16 protein-coding genes are annotated in these 17,500 nt (G+C 67.6%); 7 read left to right on the forward strand and 9 right to left on the reverse strand.

Annotated features, from left to right (window positions below; all coding sequences use genetic code 11):
• Nucleotides 1–19: 19 nt before the first annotated feature.
• Nucleotides 20–2,902 (reverse strand): helix-turn-helix transcriptional regulator, encoded by a 2,883-nt coding sequence (locus tag ACRWNM_RS29190; RefSeq protein ID WP_431971335.1) that lies wholly within the window; start codon nt 2,900–2,902, stop codon nt 20–22.
• Nucleotides 2,903–3,037: 135 nt separating this feature from the next.
• Between ACRWNM_RS29190 and ACRWNM_RS29195 the strand changes: the two genes are divergently transcribed.
• The 3 genes from ACRWNM_RS29195 (at nt 3,038) to ACRWNM_RS29205 (ending at nt 6,107) form a co-directional block, all read left to right on the forward strand.
• Complete coding sequence (locus tag ACRWNM_RS29195) at nt 3,038–4,198, forward strand: epoxide hydrolase family protein (RefSeq protein WP_431971336.1); 1,161 nt, start codon at nt 3,038–3,040, stop codon at nt 4,196–4,198.
• A 166-nt stretch (nt 4,199–4,364) separates the two neighbouring features.
• Nucleotides 4,365–5,264 (forward strand): RNA polymerase sigma-70 factor, encoded by a 900-nt coding sequence (locus ACRWNM_RS29200; RefSeq protein ID WP_431971337.1) that lies wholly within the window; start codon nt 4,365–4,367, stop codon nt 5,262–5,264.
• 21 nt (nt 5,265–5,285) lie between these two features.
• Nucleotides 5,286–6,107: an SDR family NAD(P)-dependent oxidoreductase gene (locus ACRWNM_RS29205; protein WP_431971338.1), complete on the forward strand. Its 822-nt coding sequence runs from the start codon at nt 5,286–5,288 to the stop codon at nt 6,105–6,107.
• 144 nt (nt 6,108–6,251) lie between these two features.
• Here the strand turns inward: ACRWNM_RS29205 and ACRWNM_RS29210 are convergent, their stop codons facing one another.
• Nucleotides 6,252–6,662 carry a RidA family protein gene (locus ACRWNM_RS29210; protein WP_431971339.1) on the reverse strand — a complete coding sequence of 137 codons (411 nt, stop codon included), beginning with the start codon at nt 6,660–6,662 and terminating at the stop codon, nt 6,252–6,254.
• Nucleotides 6,663–6,740: 78 nt separating this feature from the next.
• Here ACRWNM_RS29210 and ACRWNM_RS29215 point away from each other — a divergent pair, with 78 nt between their 5' ends.
• Nucleotides 6,741–7,133 carry a winged helix-turn-helix transcriptional regulator gene (locus ACRWNM_RS29215; RefSeq protein ID WP_431971340.1) on the forward strand — a complete coding sequence of 131 codons (393 nt, stop codon included), beginning with the start codon at nt 6,741–6,743 and terminating at the stop codon, nt 7,131–7,133.
• 101 nt (nt 7,134–7,234) lie between these two features.
• Here ACRWNM_RS29215 and ACRWNM_RS29220 read toward each other — a convergent pair whose 3' ends face one another.
• Together ACRWNM_RS29220 and ACRWNM_RS29225 are read right to left on the reverse strand one after the other, a co-directional pair.
• A complete protein-coding gene (locus ACRWNM_RS29220; protein WP_431971341.1) occupies nt 7,235–8,230 on the reverse strand; it encodes an alpha/beta fold hydrolase in 996 nt (331 codons plus the stop codon).
• A gap of 283 nt (nt 8,231–8,513) precedes the next feature.
• Nucleotides 8,514–9,440: an MBL fold metallo-hydrolase gene (locus ACRWNM_RS29225; RefSeq protein ID WP_431971342.1), complete on the reverse strand. Its 927-nt coding sequence runs from the start codon at nt 9,438–9,440 to the stop codon at nt 8,514–8,516.
• A gap of 125 nt (nt 9,441–9,565) precedes the next feature.
• Between ACRWNM_RS29225 and ACRWNM_RS29230 the strand changes: the two genes are divergently transcribed.
• Nucleotides 9,566–10,456 (forward strand): LysR substrate-binding domain-containing protein, encoded by an 891-nt coding sequence (locus ACRWNM_RS29230; protein WP_431971343.1) that lies wholly within the window; start codon nt 9,566–9,568, stop codon nt 10,454–10,456.
• Nucleotides 10,457–10,493: 37 nt separating this feature from the next.
• On the opposite strand, the gene ACRWNM_RS29235 is transcribed toward ACRWNM_RS29230, so the two are convergent.
• The 5 genes from ACRWNM_RS29235 to ACRWNM_RS29255 are packed head-to-tail and all read right to left on the reverse strand — an operon-like array spanning nt 10,494 to nt 15,746.
• Nucleotides 10,494–11,447 (reverse strand): STM4011 family radical SAM protein, encoded by a 954-nt coding sequence (locus tag ACRWNM_RS29235; protein WP_431971344.1) that lies wholly within the window; start codon nt 11,445–11,447, stop codon nt 10,494–10,496.
• Nucleotides 11,444–12,784: an STM4012 family radical SAM protein gene (locus ACRWNM_RS29240; RefSeq protein WP_431971345.1), complete on the reverse strand. Its 1,341-nt coding sequence runs from the start codon at nt 12,782–12,784 to the stop codon at nt 11,444–11,446. Before ACRWNM_RS29240 ends, ACRWNM_RS29235 begins: the two co-directional genes overlap by 4 nt.
• Nucleotides 12,781–13,623 carry an STM4013/SEN3800 family hydrolase gene (locus tag ACRWNM_RS29245; RefSeq protein ID WP_431971346.1) on the reverse strand — a complete coding sequence of 281 codons (843 nt, stop codon included), beginning with the start codon at nt 13,621–13,623 and terminating at the stop codon, nt 12,781–12,783. Before ACRWNM_RS29245 ends, ACRWNM_RS29240 begins: the two co-directional genes overlap by 4 nt.
• A complete protein-coding gene (locus ACRWNM_RS29250; RefSeq protein WP_431971347.1) occupies nt 13,620–14,762 on the reverse strand; it encodes an STM4014 family protein in 1,143 nt (380 codons plus the stop codon). The genes ACRWNM_RS29245 and ACRWNM_RS29250 overlap by 4 nt, the downstream gene beginning before the upstream one ends.
• A 3-nt stretch (nt 14,763–14,765) precedes the next feature.
• Nucleotides 14,766–15,746 carry an STM4015 family protein gene (locus ACRWNM_RS29255; protein WP_431971348.1) on the reverse strand — a complete coding sequence of 327 codons (981 nt, stop codon included), beginning with the start codon at nt 15,744–15,746 and terminating at the stop codon, nt 14,766–14,768.
• Nucleotides 15,747–15,977: 231 nt separating this feature from the next.
• Between ACRWNM_RS29255 and ACRWNM_RS29260 the strand changes: the two genes are divergently transcribed.
• Nucleotides 15,978–16,226, forward strand: coding sequence for a hypothetical protein (locus ACRWNM_RS29260; RefSeq protein ID WP_431971349.1), 249 nt, complete (start codon nt 15,978–15,980; stop codon nt 16,224–16,226).
• Between the two features lie 22 nt (nt 16,227–16,248).
• Entirely contained in the window at nt 16,249–17,277 is a 1,029-nt protein-coding gene (locus tag ACRWNM_RS29265; protein ID WP_431971350.1) for a DUF6745 domain-containing protein, read from the forward strand.
• Nucleotides 17,278–17,500: the final 223 nt, after the last annotated feature.

Here is a 17,500-nt window from a genome sequence, read left to right on the forward strand (position 1 = left end):
TCGCCGGGCGCGGGCGGACCTACGAGATCATGTTGTGCCGGTGGGCGATTGCGGCTGCTTCGGTGCGGCTGGACGCGCCGAGTTTGGTGAGGATTCGGGAGACGTGGACCCCGGCGGTGTTGGGGCTGATGAACAGCTCGGTGGCGATGCTTCGGTTGCTCATCCCTTTGGCGACCAGGCGCAGCACATCGAGCTCACGGGCGGTGAGACCGAAACCGCGCGGCGCGGCGTTCGGACTCGGAGAGCCAGCAGGGGGATTGTCCACGGTGAGGCGGGCGCGGAGGGCCAATTGCTGTGCGGCATCCAGAATCGGGACCGCCCCGAGCTCGGTGGCGCGCGATACGGCTAGTCGCAGCGCAGCGATTGCCGATACACGATTGCCCTCGGCGACACCGGATTCTGCCGCGGCGAGTAGAGCTTGCGCGTGTTCGTAGGGTTGGCTCAGGGCGCCCCAGGCATCGGCAGCCGTTGACCAGTCGAGTGCGGTTCCCGTGGTGTGCGCGCGGAATACGGCGGAGTGCGCGATGGCGACCGGTGAAGTCTGCGGCATCGAGTCGGCCAAGGCCCGCAGCTCGGCCGGGACCTGCGGTACTCGGGCGCTCAATGCCAGCAATGGCCAGGTTTCGTGCGGATGGGCGGTCAGCACGGCCGTGCCGTCGGCCACCGATTGATCGAGAATCGCTCGCGCCGCTTCCATATCCCCGTGCTGCATGGCGAGTGCGGTGCGTAGGACGTGCAGCTGGATGCGATACTGCTGCGCCCAGACACCGTCGCCGAGCAGTGTTGCGGCCTGCGCGGCCAGCCTCTGCGCCTGCTCTGTATCACCTTGTGCCAAAGCTATTTTGGCGTAAGACAGCCGCAGCGCCGCCACGCTCAGCGGCGGCAGCTGCGTCAGCTGCACGTCATCGACCACGCCGAGCGCTTCGGGCCAGCGGCCGAGCGCGGTCAGCGCTTGGGCCCACTTCACGAACAGGATCGGTCCCGATTCCTCGAAGCGGAAGGCGGCCTGCGCTGCGCGGAGTCCTCGTTGGACCACGCCGATCGCGGCCTCGTATCGGCCGGCCCCTACCAGTACCGCCGATTCCCACACCGCGACGTCGACGGCGATTCGAGTGTCCGAGGACAGCTCGGCGGCAAGCCTGGCCTGTTCGAAACACACTATGGCGGTGTCGATGTCGTCCGCGGACGCCAATCCTCGGTAGGCGTGGGCGCGGGCGGTCAATCGCGCGATCCGCACCGGGTCCGGGGTCGGCCCGTAGCCGGGACCGAAGTCCAGTCCCGCATCCGCGATGTCCGCCGGAGATTCGACGGTGCGCAGGACCGCGGTGGCGTCCTCGGCCGCGCCGGCCGGATCGCCCGTGAAAACGCGATGGACGGCGCGGGCAGCCAAGACTTCTGCGCGGAGAAGTGTCGGTGGCTGTACGGGCAGAAGTTCCAGGGCACGGTCCACATCGGCGCCTGGGCCCGCTCCGGTGCGGCTGCGCAGCGCGGCGCGCAGTAGATACAACCGGGCGGCCCGGGACGGGTCGATGGCCGGGTCGACGGAGGCCAACGCGTCATCGACGGCGGCGATGCCGCGCACGACTTCGCCGCTACGATCGCAGGCAGCCGCAAGCTGTTCCAGCGCAGCACTTTTCGTTGTACCTAGAAGTTCCGCGGCAGCTAGGCGGTCCCACAGGTCCACAACCCGTTGCAGGGGATCCAGCTGGGCAGCGGCGTCGTCGAGGACCGCGGCGGATTTCCAGTAGGCGATCAGCGCCTGCCGCAGGTCATCAGAGGCCTCGGCATGGTGGGCCAGCTCGGCGTAGTAGACCGGCGAGGGCAGCGTCGCGCGGCGAGTGCGCAGGATCTCGACCAGTCGAGCGTGCATGCGGGCGCGTTCGGCAGGCAGCAGGTCCTCGTAGACGGTCTGGCGGATCAGCACATGCCGAAATTCGTAACCGGTGTCGGTGGTGAGCAGCAACTGCCGATCGATCAATTCTCGGACGGCCGCGAGCAGGGACGCGGCGGGCAGCTCGCTGAGGGCGGCCAGCATGTCGTGTCGCACAGGTGAGCCGATGACCGCGGCCGCGGCAACGACGACGCGGCCGGCGTCGCCCAGCCCCGACAAGAAACTCAGCAGCAGGTCGGTCAGATCGGCGGGGATACGCTCCGGCGATCGGCTCAGCGCCTCGATGAACAACGGATTTCCGCCGCTGCGCTCGAAGACCCGGGCGATCGCCTCCGGTGCAGGTTCGCTGCCCAGCAGCGCTGCCAGCTGCCGCCCGACCTCGTGTCGTGTCAGCGGCTGGGGGGCGACGATGCGCACCGCGGGGTTGCGGCGCAGCTGGGCGACCAGGTCACGAAGCGGCCCGGATTCGGCGGGCCGGTAGGTGCCGATCAGCAATACCTGTCGCTCGGCCAGATTGGCCACCAGGAATGCCAGCAATTCCCGGGTGCCCTGGTCGGCCCAATGCAGATCCTCCAGCACGAGCACGACCGGTCGCTGCGTACCCAGCTGCTCGAGCAGCATCAAGACCTCACCGAACAGCTGGGTGCGATCCGACTCGATGGCAGGCAGCCCGGATCGCACCGCCAGCTGCGGCAGCCAACGCGCCAGCGCGGGCTGCGGCGGCAGCAACGCAGCCACTCCGTCGACGCCGAGCCGGCGCACCACGCTCGGCAATGCGGCGACGAAGGGCGCGAACGGCACTGCGGTGCTGCCGAGTTCGGGACAGCGTCCGATCAGGGTGAGCACCGACGGATCGAGGCGGCGGCTGAACTCCGCCACCAACCGGGATTTCCCGATCCCGGCCTCACCGCCGATCAACACCGCGGCCACCTGCTCATCGCCGACCGCATCCGCCAGCTCCGCTACCTCCGCGGCACGGCCCACCAGCACGCCACTGACCACGCCACTCACACGGCGATCATTGCGCATCAACCACTCGGCTCGACAGTCCGCGGGCTTCTTTACCCGGCTGGATCAGGACAACGGCCCGAGAATAACGAGATTTCGTGATTCGGCGGCGCCCTCGTTACCGGAATTGTCTATGTCATGAGCAGCAACGAGATCCGCCCCTTCCGCATCGACATCCCGCAGGCCGACCTGGACGACCTGCGCGACCGCGTGACCCGCACCCGCTGGATCGATGAGGTCTCCGCAGCCGGTTGGGAGCGCGGGGTGCCGACCGCCTACCTGCGCGATCTGGCCGCGTACTGGGCCGAGAAGTTCGATTGGCGCGCAATCGAATCCGGCCTCAACGCACACCCGCAGTTCACCACCACCATCGACGGCCAGAACCTGCACTTCTTGCACATCCGCTCGCAGCATGCCGACGCCATCCCGCTGCTGCTGATCCACGGCTGGCCCGGCACCGCGGCCGACTTCCTCGACCTGATCGGCCCGCTGACCGACCCGGCCGCACACGGGGAGCCCGAGGCCCCGGCCTTCCACCTGGTCATCCCGACCCTGCCCGGCCACGGATTCTCGGGCCCGCTCACCGAACTGGGCTGGCACGACGGCAAGGTCGCTGCCGCCCTGGCCGAGCTCATGGCCCGACTCGGCTACGACCGCTACGGCGTCCAGGGCGGCGACCATGGTGCGTTCCTCGCGCCGCGCCTGGGCCGCGAGCACGGCGAGCACGTGATCGGGGTGCACGCGAATGCCCTGGTCACCTTCCCGACCGGCGATCCCGCCGATATGGCCGCCCTCACCGATGCCGACAAGCAGCGCCTCGCGGGCATGAAGGAATTCCAGGACAACGGGTCGGCCTACATGAGCTTGGCGGGTTCGCGCCCGAACACGTTGGCGCAGTTGCTCGCCGATTCGCCGGTCGCGCAGCTGGGCTGGATCGTCGAGAAGTACAAGGAGTGGACCGATGCCGCCGACGAACTGCCCGATCAGGCCATCGGCCGCGACAAGATCCTGACCACGGTCACGATCTATTGGCTCACCGATACCGCTCGCAGCGTGGCCAACTACTACTACGAGCGGTTCCACGACGGGTCGATATTCGCGCCCAAGCCCAAGGGCACCGTGCCGACCGGTGTCGCCGTCTTCACCACCGCCGATTTCGCGATCCGCCGTTTCGCCGAGAAGGCGCACAATATCGTGCACTGGTCGGAGTTCTACTCCGGCGGCCACTTCCCGGCCCTGGAAGTGCCCAACCTGCTCGCCGGTGACCTCCGCGAGTTCTTCGGCGGCCTCACCCACTGACACCAGCTATGGCGGGTCGCCTTGGTACAGACCGAAGCGGCCCGCCATCTCCGTGGGTTCCGGATTGACATGACACATAGGTCCGGTGTGTTGTGCGTGGGGCAGTCGAGCGAGCGGACAGGAATCATCCATGGTCGAAGTACGTCCTGGGGATCGTGGTGCGGCCATGAACGAAGCCAGTCGCGAGGATCCCGCCCTTGCGGCCTTCGGGATCCATCGCAACCTGCTCTTCACGGTCGCCTACGAGATGCTCGGCTCGGCCGCCGACGCCGAAGACGTCGTGCAGGAGACCTGGCTGCGATGGGCGGCAGTCGATCTCGACACGGTACGAGACCAGCGTGCCTACCTGGTGCAGATCACCACCCGTCAAGCCTTGGACCGGCAACGCACGCTCGGCCGCCGCAAGGAGACCTATGTCGGCCCCTGGCTACCCGAGCCGCTGCTCACCGCGCCCGACGTGGCCCAGAACATCGAGTTGGCCGACAGTATCTCCACGGCAATGCTTCTGGTGCTCGAGACCCTCGCCCCGACCGAGCGGGCGGTATTCGTCCTGCACGAGGTGTTCGACCTGGGGTACGACGAGATCGCGGCCGCCGTCGACAGGAACCCCGCGGCCGTCCGCCAGATCGCGCACCGCGCCCGCAGGCACGTCGATGCCCGTCGCCCGCGTTCGGTGGTCTCCCCGCGCCAGACCCGGATGGCTCTCGAGTCGTTCCAGCGCGCTCTCGAAACCGGAGACCTACAGGGCCTGCTCGACGTACTCGCCCCCGATGTCGTTTTGATGAGCGACGGTGGTGGCATCAAGCAGGCCGCACTGCGGCCCATCATCGGCGTCGACAACGTGGTCCGGTTCATCCTCGGCGGCACTTCCAAGACCGAAGCAATGATCGCGATCGACTCCACCGTGGTCAACGGCAACCCGGCACTCGTCTTCCGCCTGGACGGCGCTCTCGACGGCGTCATGGCGTTTCGTGTCGAGGACGCCCGCATCACCGGCCTCTACTTCGTCCGCAACCCGGAGAAGCTGAACCGCGTCGAATCCGAGACGCCGCTCACCCTGCGATGAAATCGCAGGTAGCGGCGGATTGTGCAGACGAGATTCCCGTCGAATTATGACCTCGTTCACACACTGTCACGGGCGCGCGAGACGGTTCGTCTAATGCGCATGACGAACCCAGAACAGACCTCGGTGCTGATTACCGGTGGCAACAAAGGACTCGGTCTCGAAGCGGCTCGGCGGCTCGGGGAACAGGGTTGGACGATCTTCCTCGGCTCGCGTGACGAAGGTCGCGGACGGGCAGCCGCGGACAAGCTGACCGCCGGTGGCGCGAACGTGGTGATGGTCCCGCTGGACGTGACCTCGGACGAATCGGTGACCGATGCGGTACGGCTCGTTCGCGAGCACACCGACCAGCTGGACGTGCTGATCAACAACGCAGGCGCACCGGGCAAGGGTGTCGCGCCCGCGGATGCCACAGTCGAGGAGATTCATTCCGTCTACGACACCAACGTGTACGGACCGATCCGGGTGACACACGCGTTTCTGCCCCTGTTGCAGGCGGCGGAGAATCCGCGGGTGGTGATGGTATCCAGCGGTGGCGGTTCCTTCACGGTCGTGACCGATCCCGAGCAGCCCTTCTCGAAATTCCACGAGCTGGCCTACAGCTCGTCCAAAGCGGCGCTGAACATGATTACCGTCCGATACGCCCAGGCGCTCCCGAAGATCAAGTTCAACATCGCCACCCCCGGAGAGATCGCCAACCGCAAGTTCGCCGCCACCGACATGAACAACCACACCGGCGCGCTGACTGTCACCGAGGGCACCGACTCGATCCTCCGTCTTGCGATGATCGACGCCGACGGGCCGACCGGGATTTTCATCGACCGTCTCGGCCCCGTTGCGTGGTGACCGTCGCGTAGCCACGACCTGCGGACGACGCCGCGGACCCGGTCCGAGTGGCGAATGCGGGCCAGGTCCGGCGAGGTGGCACCGAAACGGGTGGGGCCCAACGGACATTCGAACGAAGCCCCACCCCTGTCGGCGGTGTGGATCTCAGTCGAGTACGGCGAACGCCTCGACCTCGACGAGCACGTCGGGCTCGAAGAGGTAGTCGACGCCGATCGCCGACACGGGCGGCAACGGCCGCGGTATTCCGAGCTCGTCTGCGACGCGCTCGATGCCCGCGACGAAGTCGTCGTACTTGTCCGGGCTCCAGTGGGTGACGAAGAACCGGAGGCGTACGACGTCGGCGAAACTCGCTCCGGCGCCGGCCAAGCCGCGTGCCGTGTTGCGCAGCGCGTGCGCGACCTGGCCGGTGAGGTCGTCTGGCGCAACGGGTTTGCCCTCGGCGTCGCGGGCGATCTGACCGGCCACGTGCACCTGTCGAGTACCCGTGCTGATCGAAACATGGTGGTACGGAACGGGAGCGAACATGCCCTCGGGGGTCAGCAGCTGCACTGCCATGGTGTGTCCCTTCACAGTCGGAGTTGGTATCCGATGTCTACCTGGTACTCGAAGGGAACTTCAACGAGACTAGGTGTCATGACGGAAACCGCTCCACACAGTTCGGACAGTCCTCAGCTCACCGAGCAGCATCGCGAGCTGCTCGACCAGGTGCTAGACAAGTGGTCGTTGCAGATCCTCGACGCCCTGTGCGAGCGGCCGTTGCGCTTCAACGAGCTCCGGCGGGCGATCCCGATCGTGACGCAGAAGCCACTCACGGCGGCACTGCGGCGCCTCGAGCGCAACGGGATGGTCGAGCGCATCGTCACGAGTACGCGACCTGTCGCCGTCGAGTACCGAATCACGCGGATCGGGAAGTCGTTGCAAGACCTCATCGACGCACTCCTGCACTGGACCACCGACACATTGCCCGCCGTCGAGCGCGCACGTGCGCGCTTCGACGACCAGGTTCGAGCTGAAGAAATGCCATGACTGTGAGACTGGAAGCGGCAGCGTGCGACCAGATCTGGAGCCGCAGGTCACTACGTCGGCAGCTGCCACGACTTCCGAGACCCCACAACGGCGACTGCCGGTCATGAATCGAGGAAGCGCAATAGCTCCGCGGTGACGAACTGGGGGTTCTCCTCGATGAGCCAGTGCCCTGCGTTCGGCACGTCCACCGCGCGCACGATGTCGGTCATACGCGGAGCCACGGTGGCTCGGACCGGGTCGAGTTGCCCTTGGGCGGTCATGAGCAGGGTCGGGACATGTATCGGTACCGCTGCCGCGGTGTCGCGAACGTCCTTGTCGAGAGCGCGGTAGAGCTCGAAGCCGCCCGACAGGACCTCGGGCCTGCGGTAGGTCCGCGCGTACTCGTCGATCTCGGCGTCGGTGAAGGGGGACCGATCCGAGGTGCCGCCGAATGCCGTGCCGCCGAACGAGACCTGGGGATAGAACAGTGCCAGGTACTCGCGGACGTCGCCGCCGACGACCACCTCGGGAACCCGTCGCTGGGAATGAAAGGCGATGTGCCAGCTCAACGAGCGGTACGTGGACGCGTCGATCGCGGGCCCGGGTAGCGGAAGATCGAAGTAGCCGAGACGCGCTGTGTCGGCAGGGAATTGGGCGGCGTAGTGGAATGCCACCGCGGCGCCGAAATCGTGCCCGACGACGCGAGCGTCACGCACCCCGAGCCGATCGGCGATGAGGGTGTGTACGTACCGCGCCAGGGTGGCTTTGTCGTAGCCGCTCGGCGAGCCGGTGCTGTCACCCAGTCCGGGGAGGTCGATGGCATAGACGGTGTGATGCTCGGCGAGTGCGGGCATGATCGGCCACCAGCCGTACCAGGTCTGTGGCCAACCGTGTATCAGCACCACTGGCGTGCCGCTGCCGCCGGTCACGTAATGCATACGGACGCCGTCGATGTCGGCGAACTCGTGTCGGAAGGTCTTGTCGAACTGAGGATCTCCCTGCGTGGCGGCGGCGTAGGAGGGCACATCACCGGGCGTCGGCGTGGAACAGGCCGCGGTGACGATCGTGAGCAGGAGGATGAGCGCGACGGCTGCCGTCCGCGCGGATGCCGTGATCATGTTTTCCTGTCCTGGAGAAGGAGTCAGCGCCTGGACGCGCCGTCGAGCGATCCGCGGAGGATGTCCGCGGGGCGGCCGGTCTCCTCGATCACGTGGGTGAGTGCTCAGCGGACGCTGGGTGCGGGGTGTCCCGGTGCTCATCGAGGTCCTTCCGTCGAGAGGCGCCCAGTCTCGCTCGGCTCACGACGATCTGGCACGAAAACTTGCTGTTCCGGCAAGATGGGCTCGCGTGCGCTGCGCGCAGATACTCAGCGATCGCCTCACGGCGCGAGCCAGCGGTGAGTCATTGCTCGGGGACGCCATTGCGGTGGGCATGCGACGCTGCGTGCTCGGCGCACAGGCAGCCGACGCCTTGCTCGATCCACTCCTGCCCCACCCAGTCCGGATGCCGTTCGATCATCAGGGCGCGCACTTCCTCGATGATCGTGTCCTGGCTCATCGACGAGTCGCGGCGGATCCAGGTCTCGTCGCGCAGCAGCCGCAGGTAGTCACCGACATCGGTGAGCAGGCGCTGGCCACCGATATCGCCGTGGCCGGGAACGACCACCTTCGGCTGTTCGGCGGCCAGCCGCTGCATCACCTCGATCCAGCCGATGCCGGACACGTCGGTGTCGTGTGGCGGGAACCAGGGGAAGATCGCGAATTGTCCCGCCTCGACCAGATCTCCGGTGAACATCACCTCGGCGTCGGGGATCGTCACCACTTGGTCGCCCTTGCTGTGCGCTCGGCCGGTGGCGCGCATCTGCACCACCCGGCCGCCCAGGTCGAGGTCGTAGCGGTCGTCGTAAACGATGTCCGGGGTTGCCAATTCGACGTTCTCCAGGTGCCGGGCGATCGACGACCCGAGCCCTCGGAACATCTCGAGGTAACCGGCGCCCTTGGTGGCCAGGTCGGTGGCCTGCGCCTGGTTGATCAGGAAGGTCGCCGCGTCGCTGAATACCTGTGCGCCGAAGGCGTGCTCGGGGTGGAAGTGAGTCGTGGTCAGATACAACGTGCGGCCTGCGGCGTAGTCGGTCGCGAACTCGAGCACCTTCTCGGCGTTCGCCGGACCCATTCCGGTCTCGACGACCAACACCGAATGCGTGCCGCCGATAATCCCGATGTTGGGGACCAGCTGCACGTTTCGGTTCGGCACGACCACGAGATCGCGGGCGATTTCCCGCACTCCCGTGATCTCTACAGCGGGTTCGGGCAGCACGTATTCGGTCATGGCGTCGGTACTCCTCGGAAAAGGCTGGGCCGCAACACCGGGTTTTCGTCGCGGCCGATTGGACTTCTCCAGTCCAGCGCGGCTCGGACCGCGTCGTCCAACACCTCTTTCGTTCACTCGATACCGTGCCGGTATCGTCGCCGGTGATGGACCTGCGCGCTCTGCGATACTTTGTGGCCGTTGCCGAGGAACGCCACTTCGGACGCGCCGCCGCCCGTCTCCACATGTCCCAACCGCCACTGAGCCGGGCCATCAAACGCCTCGAGGCCGAACTCGGCGCCGATCTGCTGCATCGCTCCAGCACCGGAGTCGCACTCACCCCGGCCGGAGCCGTGCTCTACGACGAGGCGCGCGCACTGCTGGAGCAGGCCGAGCGGGTGCGCGCCCGGGTCGGCGCCGCCGCCGGACCGGCCGCCCTCACGATCGGCATACTGGCCGACAGCGCCGAACAGGCCGGTACCCGCCTCGCCGCCGCCTTCCGCGAACGCCATCCCGAGATCCACATCCGCGTCCGCGAAGCGGATCTCACCGACCCGACCACCGGTCTGCGGAATGACCTCGTCGATGTCGCGCTCACCCGCCTGCCGTTCGACGACGCCGGCATCGACACCGTGATGCTGCGCTCCGACCCGGTCGGGGTAGTGCTGCGCAGCGATGATCCACTCGCAGGCCACGAAACCTTGCGGCTGAGCGACCTTGCCGATCGCCGCTGGTTTCAACTGCCCGAGGGAATCGACCCCGTCTGGCGCGCCCATTGGAACGCCACCGAGCCCGGCGGTGAACTCCGGCGCGGTCCCGTCGTCCGCACTGTCCACGAGTGCCTGCAAGCAGTGCTCTGGAGCGGCACGGTCGGGCTGACACCGCTCACCCATGCGCTACCCGACGGCCTCATCGCCGTCCGGCTGACCGATATGCCGCCCAGCAGCCTTGTCGTCGCGTGGAACAGCACCGCCGCAAACCCTCTCATCCGGTCGTTCGCACAGATCGCCGCGGCGACCTATCGCTCGCCGCCGTAGTGAGCCTCAATTCCGACTCGACGGTGGGATCGCTGGTTCAGGTGGACGTTGCCGTCGTCGAGGCGAGGGGAATCGAGGTGCGCGCGGGGATCGCGGGAAGGCCCAGCGAAGTTTCGGCGCGCACGCGGTTAGGCCGACTCTCGACGGTGGGGATTCTTTCGAGCACTCCTCCCGCGAACACCTCGTAGAGCGGCACGGTTTCCAGGTGGACGTAGCCGATGTGGCAATCGCATTCGGTGCGGGGACAGGGGCGGGGAGCAAGGGCAGCACGGTAGGAGCCGTCGTAGAGGTTGCCCAGGGTATCCGGAACGAAATGGCAGCGGCGGACGTCGCCGTCGCCGTTCACCGAGATGACCGAGGAGCCGGTGCGGCACGGAAGACCGGCTGAGGGATGGGGATTGCGGCTGAAGGGGAAGAGGGGGTCGAGAGCGGTCCAGTCGGCCGCCGCGGCGTCGGTGTAGGTGTGGCCTTCGGCGGCGTTGACCCAGAGATAGACGTGCTCGGGTAGGTCGGCGCGCAGGCGGCGGGCGTGCTCGAGATGTTCCGGGAGGCCGACGATTCCGACGCTGAAACGTACACCTGCGCGCGCTATCCGGATGGTCTTGTCCAGAAAGCGATCGTAGGGGGTCTGGCCAGGGTGGTAGGTGCACCAGAGGGCGACGGTACCGAGGTCGGCGTCGGCGAGCCATTCGGTACGGCAACTCAGGTTGGTCTGGATGGCAACGCGATCGATGTGCGGCTGGTGCGACAGTTCGATCATGGCGCGGCGATACCAGGACCGCACGAGCCCTTCGCCCCACGGGGTGAACAGTATCGAGAGGCGGTCGCCGGTCTGCGCACACGCCCACGCGGTGAATCGTTCGAGGGCGGCGCGGTCGGCGCGGAGCTGGGCGGCCGAGTCGCGGCGTTTGGCGAAGGGGCAGTATGGACAGTCGTAATCGCAGGAGGCCAGCGGTCCGCGATAGAGGATGGTGAGATCCACCGCGGTCACCGATGTTCGTAGGCGGCCATGGCAGCGCGTACCGCGGGGGAGAAGAACTCGGGGCCGATGGCGTCGGAGTAGGCCAGACCCTCGGCGGTCAGCCCCAAGTGGCCCGATCGCGGGTCGGCCAGCCAGCCTCGCTCGGCGAGAGTGTCGAGTTCGGCGGCGAAGCTGTCGTGCGGTTCGTGGCCGAAACGCAGCCGGTAGTCGGCCACCGCGAAACCCTCGGCTTGGAGCAGCGATTGCAGCAGGTAGCGACGCTCGGGCTCGTCGCCATCGATCACCCTTCCGTATCCGGCGTGGGTGAAATCCGTTGTGGTCACGTAGGTATCGATGATCGCGCGGACTTCGCGCGGGGCGACGGCGTAATCGAACGAATAGTGCGTGCTAGAGGTATAGGAGCGCGCTCCGCATCCCAGGCCGATCATGCCGTCGGTCTGGCAGGCGTAATCGTCCGGTCCTTGCGGCGGCGCGTCGACGCGGCGGAACATGCGCATGGAAACCTGCTCGTAGCCCTCCGCCAGGAGGTGGTCACGGCCCTCGGCGTAACGCCGCAGCCGCTCTTCGTCCCACACGCGTTCGGCCACAACCGGATCGGCGTGCCGACCGAGCCCGGTCAGCGGGCGGACGTAGAGCGGGTAGAGGTAGATCTCCTCGGGTCGCCACGCCAGTGCGGCATCGAGCGACTCTCGCCAGGTCGCGGCGGTCTGACCGTCGATGCCGTAGATGAGGTCGATGTTCAGCACCGGGATGGCGGTGTCCCGGATTCGCCCCAGCGCGGCTTCGACATCGGCGCGTCGCTGCGGCCGAACGGCGGCGCGTGCCTCCCGTTCGACGAAACTCTGCACACCGAGGCTCAGCCGGGTCGTCCCGCGCTCGGCCAGGACCGCGAGGCGGTCGGCGGTCGCGGTGCTGGGCGATGCCTCGACCGAGAGCGGGATCGTGCGCAGGTCGGCGCCCATGATGTCCTCGGCGATGTCGCACAGCCTGGTCAGCTCGTCTGCTTCGAGGAAGGTGGGAGTGCCGCCCCCGATCGCGGCGATGGCGAAACGCGGGGTCTCGGCATCACCCAGGGCCGCGCGAACGGCCTCGGCTTGGCGGGTGAGCGCGTCGAGGTAGCGGCCGGTGAGACCCTCGGGCGCGCCGACGCGGGTGAACAGATTGCAGAAACCGCAGCGCACCTCGCAGAACGGGATGTGCAGATACAGCGACAGCGCACGCCGCGATTGCCCGGACCAGAGGTCGGTGAGCGCGGGGCGCGGAGCGAGTGGGCGGTAGGCGGTCTTGTGCGGGTAGGCGTAGACGTAGTTCTGATACGGCCGGGGCAGGGTGATCGTGCGGGTCATGCGGGTGGCTCCAGGAAGAAATGTCCGTAGGGGACGGTCCATACCGATTCGTGTCCGAGCCGGTGCCCGGTGAAGCCGTCGTCGCCGTAGGCGGTGCCGTGATCGGAACACACGATGGCGAAACAGCGTCGCCGCGAACGCATCACGTCGAACAGTCGGCCGACGTGCCGGTCGATGTATTCCAGCGCTGCCGCGTGGGTGGCGCGGTTGTCGCCCGCCTCGCGGGTCGCGCCGGGCAGGTGAAACCAGTTGGGCTGATGCAGGGCGGAGGCGTTGACGAACAGGAACAGTCGCCGCTCGGCAGGCAATGCCGCTACCACCTGCTCGGCGCAGGCCACCTGCGCCTCGAAAGAGGTGGGCGAGGCGACGGAGAACGCTGGTTCCCAATGGCTCTCGGCGAACATACCCGGCAGGACGCTGCCGAGCGCGCCCTGCTTGTTGAAGAAGCCGACGCCGCCGATGCAGGCCGTGTGATAACCGCGCGCGGCCAGCGCGGTCACCAGATCGGGCTCGTCGAAGACGAAGGTGCGCTCGGCGGTGGTCTCGCTGCCCGCGAAACGCGCGGCGAACAGCCGTGGGTGCGGGCCCGGTGTCGCCGGTGTCGGCAGGAATCCGGCGAAGATGGCGTGATGTGCGGCGTAGGTGAAATTGCCTGGGGCGTGGCGTTTCTGCCAGCCACCGCCGGGGAGGTGCGCGCTGATATTCGGTAACCGGCCCGCCTCCGCCAGTTCGGACGCGACGTCGTAACGCAGGGTGTCGAGGGTGAGCAACAGCAGATCGTCTCGGCCGATCACGATGTTCATGTCCGGCTCCTGCGCCGGAGCCTGTGCGATCGTCACAGCGAGACTCCTTCGAACGCGCCGAGCAGTTCTGGCGAACCGGACTGCTGGGCACGGTGATATCGACCGGTCGCGGCGACGACCTGAGCTGTGTAGGTATCCAGTCCTGCGGCCGGGCCCTCCGGCAGTCCGGTGAGCCGGGGCAGCAGATCCCCGAAGGCGTTGACCTCGGCGACCATGAACCGTCGCCACCCGACGGCGGGCAGCACATCGACACCGACACACAGTGTCGCCGGAAAACAGGCGGCGGCCTGCTCGCAGATCGACAGTGCCGTGGCCCAGTGCTCACCCGCGGCGGCGCGGAATCTCGCCAGATCGCCACGTGCACCACCCAGGTGCAGGTTGGTCAGCGGTGTGCGGCTCGTCCTGACGACGGCGTGTGTCGCGCGCCCGCCGACCACCACGACCCGCAGGTCGGCGGACCGGCCGTCTTGGGAGACCTTGGGAATCCAGCGTTCCAGGTGCAGTCCGTCCGGTGCGAGCCGGTCGATGATGGTCGCGATCTCCCGTTCGGCGGTGTAGCGACGCACGCGCAGCGAGTTGTGCAGGTGACCCTCCGGCGTGATCTCCACCGAGGTGGTCGCGCGCAGCCGTCCGTCGCGGCTGGATTCGATGGCCAGCACCCCGGAGGCCGACGAACCGTGCGCGAGTTTGACGAACACGCGCGGCATCTCGGCCTCGCGCATGAGACGCCGCACATCCGCCCAGCCGCGCACCGAGGCGCGTCCGCCGGAGGTGGGCGAGGACGGCACCGGCACCCCCGCGCGCGACAGCCGCGCATGGCACAGCCGCTTGTCGAACAGCACGGCCAGGTCAGCGGTGTCGTCGAGCCGGAAACCGCCGCGCAACGAGCGCGCGGCGTCGAGGAACCGCGCGTACCAGCGAGCCGAACCCTCCACCCGTGTCGGCTCGGAAATCCCCCGCAACAGCCGATCGACCCCGGGATTCTCGCCGGGCGAATCCAGCCGCACGATCTCGTCGCCGCTGAAATCGGCGCCGCCCTCGCTCAGCACGTCTCGCCATTCGACCACTCGGATTTCCGCCGACCCCGCGGCGCGGGCGGCGTCGGTGAACATGCCGACGCGCCGGTTCTCGCCGTTACCGACGATCACCCAGCGCGGCGGTGTCGAGGCGGACACGGCTCATTCACCGACGGAGACGAACCGCCAGACGGTTCCGTCTTCCTCGTCGCTGTCCTCCTCGGCGTCGTCGGAGTCGAGCTCCAGGCGGACACCGGCGGGCTCCAGCGTCTCGCGCAGCCGGGTTCGCATCTCGTCGGACAGATAGTTGTAGTGCATGTCGAGCACACTCAGATGGCTCAACGGCTGACCGGTCAGCAGCGCCGCCACGCCGTCGTCGGTGAGGACGCCCATCGAGATGTCCAGGCTCTCCAGCCGGGCCACCACGGGCGCCGCGGCGAGGGCGGCGCAGACGTCGTCCTGGGTTTCGCTGTTGCGCAATGCGAGATGCTTCAGCGCGGGCAGGCGGTCGCCCGACAGGATGGGCGCGAGGTCGGCCACCTCGCTGTCTCCGCCGTACTCCGACGTGCCGAGCCACAGGTCCAGGTGCGCGAGTGCGGGCAGGTCGCTTGCCGCGATGCCGCGCACGACGCCGGCCGGCAGGCCGCCGCTCTCCACGACGAGCGTGTGCAGGCGTTCGTGCCGCACGGCGGGGAACTCCAGGTTCTGACCGCCGCGAACGCCGAAAACCTCCAAGCCGGAGAAGGTTTCGAGTAGTGGGGTGACCAGGCCCTGGTTGATCCAGGACATCTCGCACTCCTCCATGACGATGTCGCCGAGGAACAAGGCGCGCAGCGCGGGTAGCCGGTCCTCGGCCGCGCACAGGGCCTCGATCACCTCGTCGGGCCCGTTGCCGTACACGTCATCCCACGTACCGACGATCAACGCGGTGATCTTCGTCGTGTCGACCGCACCGAGGAAGCGAGCGAAGCACTCAACCCACGTCTCCTTCGCGTCATAGGTTTCCACGCTCAGACGCCATGCGACCGCGTCCGGCTCCGGCAACACAACGCTGTTCTGCTTCTTCTTCGCGTCGGTCTCGGCATCGGGGAAGGTGAAGGCGGGCAGGCCGCCGAACTCCTGCAAATGGTCGCCGATGGTCATGTGATGTGCCCGCCCCTTCTGGCAGTGCCGTGATCGTCACGAGGTTTCTACCAAGCCGCACCGACACCGGAGCGGGCCGGGCAGTTTGTCGGTGTCCGTCGCTACGGTCTCGGGTGAACGGCGCCGAATTCGCGCCGTGACGGGAGGAACTTCATGTATCGGCAAGGCGATGTCCTGATCGCGCCTCTTGCGGAAAATGCTGTACCGCAAGAACTTCTGCACGCCCCTTCGGTGGCGCGTGATCCACGCGGTCGGCTGGTGCTCGCACTGGGCGAGGTCACCGGGCACGCGCACGCCGTGCAGGGGCCGGGCAAGCTGATCCGCGAATCCGGTGCGACGGGACCGATGCTGCTGCATCTACCCGAGGGCGGACGCGTCGTCCACGAGGAGCACGCGGCGATCACGTTGCCGAAGGGGTGGTTCCGGGTGGTGCGCCAGCGAGAATACGTGCCCGGCTCGGTCCGCATTGTCGCGGACTGACCGCGCAAGCGAAAGGCATTCGATGACAACAGGATTCAGCGAGTACGCGACAAAGCGCGACGAATGGCGTTCGGTGTCGGCGGCCACCGGGCCGGGGGATCGGGCGGCGGCCGAGAACGGGGTGCGGGCGGCCTACCGGCAGGCCGGGCTCGATACACCGGAAACCATTGTGTGGGCACGCTCTCCCCTGGAGGCGGTGCGAATACTACGGGCTACGCGGGACACCGGCGCGTCGGTCCGCGAGGCGCTGCGCAACGGCCCGCTGGCGGCCGAACGCGCCCGCGTCGACGCCGAACTCGGCCCCACGAGTTTCAGTGAGCACTGGCGTGAGACCGGCGCGGACCTCTGGGAGCTGACCGCCGCTGTGGTCGACCGAATCCGGGCCGGTGTCATGGATGAGATGACCGGTAACCGCCAGGAGCGGAACGCGATTCGCCTGCTGCTGCTCGATGCCGTCCTCGGTCAGCACGATGCCGCGTGGCTCTCGGCGTTCGGTACCGAGCCCGGTGAGCCGTTGGCGGCGGCGGCAGTCGTCGCCCGCGAGGCGGGCTGGTGGTGGCCGTACGAGAAGATCGCGGTGATCAGCGAGCGGCCCACCACACTGCACCGCGACGAAGCGGGACGACTCGACAATGGAGACGGCCCAGCCCTCGCCTACACCGACGGGTTCGCCCTGTTCGCCTGGCGCGGCATGCCGATCCCCGCCGAATTCCTCGACGATCTGCGCGCATTGACGGCCGAGCGCATCCGCGACGAGGAGAACGCCGAACTGCGCCGGGTGATGCTCGAGTACTACGGCTACGACCGCTACCTCGACGAATCCGGTGCGCGACCGATCCACCGTGACGAGACCGGCGTGCTCTGGCGCATCGAACTCGACGGCGACGAGGACGTGGTGATGGTCGAGGTGATCAACTCGACGCCCGAACCCGACGGCACCAGCCGCACCTACTGGCTGCGCGTGCCGCCGGATACCGAGACCGCGCGCGCCGGCGTCGCGTGGACCTTCGGACTCAGCGCCGAAGAGTACGAGCCGCTCCGGCAGACGTAGAACACCTCGGTCCGGGAACCGAGGGCCCGGAGAAACGCCACGAATTCGGAATCGACTCCAGTAGCCGCGCGGCGAGACGGAGGCGGAGTTCGTGCGCGGCCGTCGCCGAAATGAACAGGCCCTACGAAAAGATGCGGAAAATTTCGACCGCGGATGTCGAGAACGGCGTCACGGCTCCGTCCCAGGGGTGAGCGACCGACTAGGGTCGCAAGCCGAAGGGAGA

It is taken from the genome of Nocardia sp. bgisy134, assembly GCF_965341865.1.
Taxonomy (GTDB): domain Bacteria; phylum Actinomycetota; class Actinomycetes; order Mycobacteriales; family Mycobacteriaceae; genus Nocardia.

Excerpts from the sequence above, each read along its gene's own strand:
- ACRWNM_RS29195 (WP_431971336.1), top strand. The coding sequence starts at position 3,038 with ATGAGCAGCAACGAGATCCGCCCCTTCCGCATCGACATCCCGCAGGCC.
- ACRWNM_RS29200 (WP_431971337.1), top strand. The coding sequence starts at position 4,365 with ATGAACGAAGCCAGTCGCGAGGATCCCGCCCTTGCGGCCTTCGGGATC.
- ACRWNM_RS29210 (WP_431971339.1), bottom strand. The coding sequence starts at position 6,662 with ATGGCAGTGCAGCTGCTGACCCCCGAGGGCATGTTCGCTCCCGTTCCG.
- ACRWNM_RS29215 (WP_431971340.1), top strand. The coding sequence starts at position 6,741 with ATGACGGAAACCGCTCCACACAGTTCGGACAGTCCTCAGCTCACCGAG.
- ACRWNM_RS29220 (WP_431971341.1), bottom strand. The coding sequence starts at position 8,230 with ATGATCACGGCATCCGCGCGGACGGCAGCCGTCGCGCTCATCCTCCTG.
- ACRWNM_RS29225 (WP_431971342.1), bottom strand. The coding sequence starts at position 9,440 with ATGACCGAATACGTGCTGCCCGAACCCGCTGTAGAGATCACGGGAGTG.
- ACRWNM_RS29240 (WP_431971345.1), bottom strand. The coding sequence starts at position 12,784 with ATGACCCGCACGATCACCCTGCCCCGGCCGTATCAGAACTACGTCTAC.
- ACRWNM_RS29255 (WP_431971348.1), bottom strand. The coding sequence starts at position 15,746 with ATGACCATCGGCGACCATTTGCAGGAGTTCGGCGGCCTGCCCGCCTTC.
- ACRWNM_RS29265 (WP_431971350.1), top strand. The coding sequence starts at position 16,249 with ATGACAACAGGATTCAGCGAGTACGCGACAAAGCGCGACGAATGGCGT.